General features: G+C 74.2%; 1 pseudogene. It reads right to left on the reverse strand.

From position 1 onward, the window contains the following. A pseudogene (locus tag ACPYOG_RS21225) lies at window positions 1–229 on the reverse strand (hypothetical protein); the annotation flags it as partial.

The raw sequence follows: 229 nt of genomic DNA on the forward strand, positions 1-229 counted from the left end.
GGGGGGGGGGGGGGGGGGGGGGGGGGGGGGGGGGGGGGGGGGAGGGGGGGAGGGTGCGGCAGCGCGGGGGACCGCCGATGCCGAGTGCGACGTCGAGTGCGATTGATCCGGTGGGAACGACCTCGACCGGTGCGCGCTCATCGCTGCCCGGTCGTATGATCGAGCCTTTTCCGAACTGTCGGTCGATCTGCGCAAGGGCGGTCTCTAGCGCCTTCTCGCGGTCTGCGGG

Source organism: Leifsonia sp. HAY1-4F (genome assembly GCF_056755275.1).